Source organism: Streptomyces bluensis (genome assembly GCF_014650715.1).
GTDB lineage: Bacteria > Actinomycetota > Actinomycetes > Streptomycetales > Streptomycetaceae > Streptomyces > Streptomyces bluensis.
Map to the genome: position 1 here is coordinate 77833 of NZ_BMVM01000027.1, position 6889 is coordinate 84721.

The 6889-nt window shown below is 71.7% G+C and carries 7 protein-coding genes and 1 pseudogene; 7 read left to right on the plus strand and 1 reads right to left on the minus strand.

Annotated elements, in window-relative coordinates; translation table 11 throughout:
* Positions 1–14: 14 nt before the first annotated feature.
* Positions 15–1046 (minus strand): Rieske 2Fe-2S domain-containing protein, encoded by a 1032-nt coding sequence (locus IE262_RS36770; RefSeq protein ID WP_229877885.1) that lies wholly within the window; start codon positions 1044–1046, stop codon positions 15–17.
* A gap of 82 nt (positions 1047–1128) precedes the next feature.
* Between IE262_RS36770 and IE262_RS40750 the strand changes: the two are divergent.
* The 7 genes and pseudogenes from IE262_RS40750 to IE262_RS36800 form a co-directional block, all read left to right on the plus strand.
* A pseudogene (locus IE262_RS40750) lies at positions 1129–1257 on the plus strand (glycosyltransferase); the annotation flags it as partial.
* Positions 1257–1769, plus strand: coding sequence for a GtrA family protein (locus IE262_RS36775; RefSeq protein WP_189879866.1), 513 nt, complete (start codon positions 1257–1259; stop codon positions 1767–1769). The pseudogene IE262_RS40750 and the gene IE262_RS36775, both read left to right, overlap by 1 nt.
* A gap of 123 nt (positions 1770–1892) precedes the next feature.
* The gene (locus IE262_RS36780) at positions 1893–2504 is read left to right on the plus strand and encodes an Rv1733c family protein (protein ID WP_189879868.1); all 612 of its coding nucleotides are present in this window, start codon (positions 1893–1895) and stop codon (positions 2502–2504) included.
* 237 nt (positions 2505–2741) lie between these two features.
* Positions 2742–3167: a hypothetical protein gene (locus IE262_RS36785; RefSeq protein WP_134042275.1), complete on the plus strand. Its 426-nt coding sequence runs from the start codon at positions 2742–2744 to the stop codon at positions 3165–3167.
* 269 nt (positions 3168–3436) lie between these two features.
* On the plus strand, positions 3437–3874 hold the full coding sequence (locus tag IE262_RS36790; protein WP_189879870.1) for a hypothetical protein: 438 nt from the start codon (positions 3437–3439) through the stop codon (positions 3872–3874).
* A 203-nt stretch (positions 3875–4077) separates the two neighbouring features.
* Positions 4078–5238: a PLP-dependent cysteine synthase family protein gene (locus IE262_RS36795; protein WP_189879884.1), complete on the plus strand. Its 1161-nt coding sequence runs from the start codon at positions 4078–4080 to the stop codon at positions 5236–5238.
* The gene (locus tag IE262_RS36800) at positions 5235–6527 is read left to right on the plus strand and encodes an MFS transporter (protein WP_189879873.1); all 1293 of its coding nucleotides are present in this window, start codon (positions 5235–5237) and stop codon (positions 6525–6527) included. The genes IE262_RS36795 and IE262_RS36800 overlap by 4 nt, the downstream gene beginning before the upstream one ends.
* Positions 6528–6889: the final 362 nt, after the last annotated feature.

Consider the following 6889-nt stretch of genomic DNA (forward strand, 5'->3'; position numbering starts at 1 on the left):
GACCGGTCCCGCGGCTAGGAGCGCAGCGGGCTCTCGGCACCCTCATGCGGGGCTGGGGCTGGGGCTGGATAGAACTGGGCGTACCAGCGGCGCAGCGCCCTGATCCCCTTCTCGTGCGGAAGCAGGACGGGGCGAGCCTGGTGGATCTTGTGGTCCCAGATCCGGACCTCCTCGCGCACCTCGTTCAGGGCTTCCGCGCGGAAGACCAGCTTGAGCGCGGGAGCCAGGAGCGGGAGGCGGGACGGCTTGCGGACGTAGTACAGCATCCGCATCTCGCTCGTGCGGTCGTCGACGGGGGTGGTGAGGGCGACGGCGGTCACCGACAGCACGGGGCCGTGGGCGCGGACCACCATGACGCCAGGCCCGTACATGAACGCGTCGAAGGTGTTGTCGATGTCCCAGCCGAACACGCGCCGGCGGATCCGGCCGCGGACCTCGGCGAACGGACCGTCCGTCCGCAGGTCCTGGACAGGTGGCTCGCTCTGACCGTGGATGAAGTGGAAGTGGGACTCGTCCACGATGTTCTCGCGCATCTCCTGGATGTGGATGCGCGCCCGGCAGGTGTCGTCGATGGGTTCGGTGAAGTCCCTGGATCCCGTCTCGGGGATGTCGGGTACCTCCCACGACGGCTCACCCGGCCCGGTGTGGACGAACACGAGCCCGCTGTGCTCACGGACCGGGAAGCCGCCGATGGCCACCTTGGGGGTCCGGACCGCGAACGGTGCCTCCACGCACCGGCCGTCCGCACCGAAGCGCCAGCCGTGGAACGGGCACTCCACGGTGCCGTCCACGACTTTCCCGCCGGCTCCCAGGTGCGCGCCGTAGTGCGGACAGTGCGCGTCCCGTACCGCGGGCCGGCCGTCCGCTCCGCGGAAGGCGATGAGGGCACGTCCGAAGTAGTGCAGGCTGACGACCCGGCCCGGCCGCAGCTCGGCGCTGCGGAGCACGGCGTACCAGCCGTACGGGACGGACGGCATCGGATACTCGTCGGCTCGCGGATCGCGAGGTAAGTCGGGCAGGTTGTCATGGCTACGACCAAAGCGCATGCCCCGATGCTAACGGCCTTGTCGAGTACGGATCTTCTCCCGAATTTCGGGCGGGTTCGGCACGGAGGGCGAGGTCGTTAGCATCGGGGAGTACACCGGCCGGATCTGCTACGAGGTGAGGGGGCGCCCGCACTTCCTGCTGAAGGCGACCAACGGGGAACAGACGGAGGGCCGCAGGCCGTGCAGCACGACGAGGGGTCTCATTCGCTGATGCGCGCGGCCACACACACCACGGCCACACACACCACGGCCTCATGCACGCCGAACCCTCCCAAAGCCCGCCCCGCACCGGCGCGCCCCATCTCGGGCCAGATCCTGGCCTTCGCCCTGGTCGGTGTGGTGAACACCGCGACCTATTACGGCCTTTACCTGCTGTTCCTCATGCGCCTGCCGTATCTCGCGGCCCACCTTCTCGCCTTCGCCCTGAGCATGACGGGATCGTTCTTCCTGAACGCGCGGTTCACCTACCGCACGCGCCCGACCTGGCGGAAATTCCTGCTGTTCCCCCTGACCAACGCCACCAGCTTCCTGATCACGACAGCGGGCGTCTACCTGATGGCCGGTGTCCTGCACGCCGGCCATCGGCTCGCCCCGCTGCTCGCCTCCGGAGCGGCGGTTCCGGTGACGTTCGCGGTGTCCCGGACGATCATGCTGCGGGGTGCCGCTACGGCCGGGGCGAAGGGCACACCCGAGGGCACCCGTTTGGAGTCGGACGCACGGTGACCGGGCCGTCGCGGTCCGGAGTCGATCCCGGGCGCGGAAGCGCGGTGGGCGCGGGCGGCGCACACTGGGAAGCGGGTGGCGGGAAAATGGGCGGCGGTTGGTGCTCGTAGGGGGTGTCGGCCGATGACGCAGTCGCAGGAAAAGAGAGCCCTCACCCGCGCGGGACTGTGGCGATGGCGCCGCAACCCGCTGAGACGAGGCAGCGACCTCGTGGAGGCGTGGGTGCTGCTGGTGGCCTGGGTGCTGGCCGTGGTCGGCGGTGCCCTGGTCGGAGCGACGGCTGCCGAGTCCGCGGACCACACCTTCGAAGGGCAGCGGGCCGAACGCCGCGCGGTGGCCGCCACGGTCGTCGAGAACGCCAGGAACGCCGTCGACAGCAAGGCCGCGGCGTCCCGGCGCGTGGCGGACGACGACCTGGCCTGGGTCACCGTCCGCTGGAGGTCAACGGGCGGCGTGGAGCACACGGGCCGCACCCAGGTGGCGCCCGGCACCCGGCCCGGCACCCGCGTCACCGTCTGGACCGACCGGCACGGCGTCCTGACGGCGCGGCCGCTCGACCCCGGCGACGCGCGGGTGGAGGCGGCCCTGCTGGGCACGATGGCCGCGGCCTTCTCGGGCGGGGCCGTATGGGCCTGCGCGTACGGCGTACGCGAGCGGCTGGAGCAGCGGCGCATGGCGCAGTGGGACGAGGAGTGGCGGCGCATGGACACCCGGTGGGGGCGGAGGACGGGGTGACGTCGAGCGGCGCCGATCCACGCGCCGATCCCGGGAGCCCCGGCCGGGGTCGGCCCTCACCTGTCGTGTGGGCGCCCGGAACGAGGCCGCTCAGCCCGCCCAGCGGCGCACGAGTGCTCGCCGAAGCAAATCGGTCATGTGCGTGGCTTGTTGCCGTGAGGTTTCCTGGCATGGGCGGATCCGTGTCCGAGGGCCCGTTAGGATCACGGCGTGGTCACGGCTTGCTTACCTCTGCGCATGGCGCGGTCCCGCTCCGGTGCGGGTCCGCTGTTGCGTCTGCTGGCTCTCGCCGCGCTGCTGTTGGGCGTCGTCCTCACGCACGGAGCGAGCCCCGACGGCATCGCGGGACAGCTGGTGACCAGCGCGGCGGCGCCTGCCGACGGAGCGGCCGAGAAGGCCCACGGCGCGACGGACGCACACGGCTTGATGCCTCCGACCGCCAAGGACGAACGCCACGGCGACCATGCCCCGTCACATCCGGCCGAGCACTGCGCCGCCGGACAGGCCTACCAGGGCCCGGCCCTCACCCAGCCGTGCTTCGCAGTGTCGGTTGGCGAACCGGTCAGCCCCCGGCGAGTCACGGTGCACCGGAGCCTCACCGAGCCCGAGCGCTCCGTCTCGTCGTCAGGAAGCCTCAGAGCAGCGGTCGTCCAGCAGGTCTAGAGCCCGGCGAACTCCTCTACTCCCACTGTTCCGTCGCGCGTCCGAGGCCGACGTTCGGGTCCGATTCCCGGGTTTGAGCCCGGTCCGAGCCTGAGCCCGGTCCGAGCCTGAGCCCGAGTTCGGGTCCGGGTCCGAGCCCGCGTCCGACGGACAGCAGGACCGTTTGCCGTACACGCCCGACTCATGCCCGCTGCCGCCGGGCGCCATGGCTCCCGCCGTGGTGCCCTGGAGCGCGGCGCCCGGAGAACCTGTTGCCGACCCCTACCCGCATGCCCGCACGCACCACCCACGGAACCCTCACCGCATCGCGCCGACTGCGTCGGCTGATGGCTCTCGTGAGCAGCACCCTGCTCGCGGTGATCGGCCTGTGCGCCCTCGCACACGGCCCCTCCTCCGACGACAGACATGCGCCGACCCCGTCCGCTGTGCCGACGTCCACGCCCATCGCCCCCGCAACCACCGTCGCCGTGGCGGGCGATGAGGCACCACATGGTTCCCATCGCCATCACGGCGGGGACGAGTGCGCGGCGGACGGAGCCCTCCGTACGACGACCGCCGTGGCCGAGCAACCACCCGCCGCCACGGGGGCGGTGCCCCTCTCCGGTGTTCTCACGACCGTGAGGCGTCGTCCGTGTCGGCTGTGCGGACGCCGCAGAGCACGCACGGGACGGATGGCGCTCGTTCGCACCTCACGCTGGCGGATCTAGACCTCTCGCCCGCAGCCGACCGCACCGGCTGCCGCGCCCACCCGCCGACGGGCAGGTCCGACCGACCTGCCGCCCCGGGGCCGTGGCGCGAGACGAGCACGCCCACGCAGGCCCCCGCATTCATCGAGCGAGAGCGAACGGAAATGCACTCCCTGACGAACACGAACATGACCATGAGCACGAACACGAACACGAGCACGACCATGAGCACGAGCACGAGCACGAGCACGGACACGAACACCGCCACGGCCACGGCCACGGCCACGGCCCCGACCACGAACACCCCTGTCGCACCCAACCGTTCCGCCTTGTCGGCGCTGGTCGGGAACACCCCGCTGCTGCGCGTGTCGGAGCCCCTGGCCCCGGCGGGCCGCGGGTTCTGGGCGAAGCTGGAGGGCTTCAACCCCGGCGGCATCAAGGACCGGCCGGGTCTCTACATGGTCGAACGGGCCCGCGCCCGCGGGGATCTGCGTCCTGGCGGACGGATCATCGAGTCCACCAGCGGCACCCTCGGCCTGGGCCTCGCCCTGGCCGGACTGGTGCACGGCCACCCCGTCACCCTGGTCACCGACCCCGGCCTTGAACCGTCCATGACGCGGCTGCTCGGTGTCTACGGCGCCCATGTCGACATCGTCGACGAGCCCCACCCCACGGGTGGCTGGCAGCAGGCGCGGCGCGACCGGGTCGTCGAACTGCTTCGGGAACACCCGGGTTCCTGGTGCCCCGACCAGTACAACAACCCCGACAACACCGCCGCGTACACCCCGCTGGCCCTCGAACTCGCCTCCGAGCTGGGGCACATCGACGTCCTCGTGTGCAGTGTGGGCACCGGCGGGCACTCCGCGGGCGTCGGCCGGGTGCTGCGGCAGCTCTACCCGGAGATCACGATCGTCGGCGTCGACACCATCGGCTCGACCATCTTCGGCCAGCCCGCCCGTACCCGGGTGATGCGTGGCCTCGGCTCCAGCATCTATCCGCGCAACGTGGCGTACGACTGCTTCAGCGAGGTCCACTGGGTCGCCCCGCACGAGGCGGTATGGGCCTGCCGGAAGCTGGCGGCATCCCACTACGCCACCGGCGGCTGGAGCGTGGGTGCCGTGGCGCTCGTGGCGGGCTGGCTGGCCCGCACCATGCCCGCCGACGCGCGCATCGCGGCGATCTTCCCCGACGGGCCGCAGCGCTACCTCGGCACGGTGTACGACGACGAGTACTGCGCCCGGCACGGGCTTCTGGATGTGCCGCCGCCCCCGGAGCCGGAGCTCATCGGCCGAGCCGACGAGAGGGAGGTCGCCCGCTGGACCCGGTGCACCGATGTCGTCGACCCGCTCGTCCTGCGTGCGCCCTCGGAGGAGGAGGGCAAGTGAAGGGGACTCTCGCACAGCTGCGGTCGTACGAGCGCAGCGTCCAGCTGTTGATGGTGAACCAGTTCACCATCAACCTCGGCTTCTACATGCTGATGCCGTACCTGGCCGCTCACCTGTCCGGAACGCTCGGTCTGGCCGGCTGGCTGGTCGGACTCGTCCTGGGCATACGGAACTTCAGCCAGCAGGGCATGTTCCTCGTCGGCGGGACGCTGGCCGACCGGCTCGGCTACAAGCCGCTGATCGTCGCCGGGTGCGTGCTGCGCACCGTGGGCTTCGCGACGCTCGGGCTGGTGGACTCGCTGGCCGCGCTGCTCGCCGCGTCGGCCGCGACCGGTCTCGCGGGCGCGTTGTTCAACCCGGCGGTACGGGCCTATCTCGCGGCGGACGCGGGGGAGCGCAGGGTCGAGGCGTTCGCTCTGTTCAACGTCTTCTATCAGGCGGGCATCCTGCTCGGGCCCCTCGTGGGCATGGTGCTGACCGGGGTGGACTTCCGGATCACCTGCCTGGTGTCGGCCGGGATCTTCGCGCTGCTGTCCGTCGTGCAGATCCGTGCCCTGCCCACCCGCGGGGCTCAGGACCGCGAGGAGCCGGCCGAGCAGGGCCGCGAGAGCGTGCTCGCCCAGTGGCGGGGCATCCTCGCCAACCGGCCGTTCCTGCTCTTCTCCGGCGCCATGATCGGCTCGTACGTCCTCACCTTCCAGGTCTATCTGTCGCTGCCGCTGGAGGTGCGCCGGCTCGGCGGCGACGGCGAGTTCGGTACGGCGGCGGTGGCGGTGCTGTTCGCGGTCTCCGGGCTGAGCACGATCCTCGGGCAGACGAGGGTGACGGCCTGGTGCAAGGCCCGGTACGAGCCGGGGCAGTCGCTGATCCGGGGGCTGGCCGTGATGGGCCTGGCGTTCGTGCCGCTGCTGGCGGCCACCGCCGTGCCCGTCCCGGAGTCCGGTGTGGGGCTGTGGCTACTGGCCGCGGTGCCGCCGACGCTCGCCGCGCTGCTGCTGGCCGTCGGCACGATGATCGCGTACCCGTTCGAAATGGACACGATCGTCCGGCTCGCCGGTGACCGTCTCGTCGCCACGCACTACGGGCTCTACAACACGATCTGCGGGATCGGTATCACGCTCGGGAACCTGCTGACCGGCGCGGCACTCGACGCCGCCCGCGCGGCGGGGATGCCCGCGCTGCCCTGGATCTCGCTGTGCGCGCTGGGCGGCGCCTGCGCGGCCGCCCTGTACGGCCTGCACCGTACGGGCCGGCTGGCGACTCCGGCGCCGCAGCCCGCGGCCGTGTGACACGGCGGCAGTGAGGGGAGGGGGCGGGTGCCGCACAGGGCACCCGCCCCTGCCGAGCACCCGCCCCTGCCGAGCACCCGCCCCTGCCGGGCGTCCGAACCGGTGCCGGGCTCAGCCGTTCCCGCTCTCGTCGTACGGGTCGCGCGGAGCTTTGACCAGGTGTCCGGCCGGAGCACGGGCGGTGCTGCCCGGCAGCACCGCCCCGGCCAAGGGCACGGTGGGCCGGTTGCTTGCCCTCCCCTTCCGGTACGCCAGTCGCGCTGCGGCTGGTCAACGCGCGTTCCGCGCCGGGCAGTAACGAAATCGGGGGGGTGCCTCTATGTCTTTCGTCAAGCGAGGCGTGGGGTCCGGGGTTCGTAGAA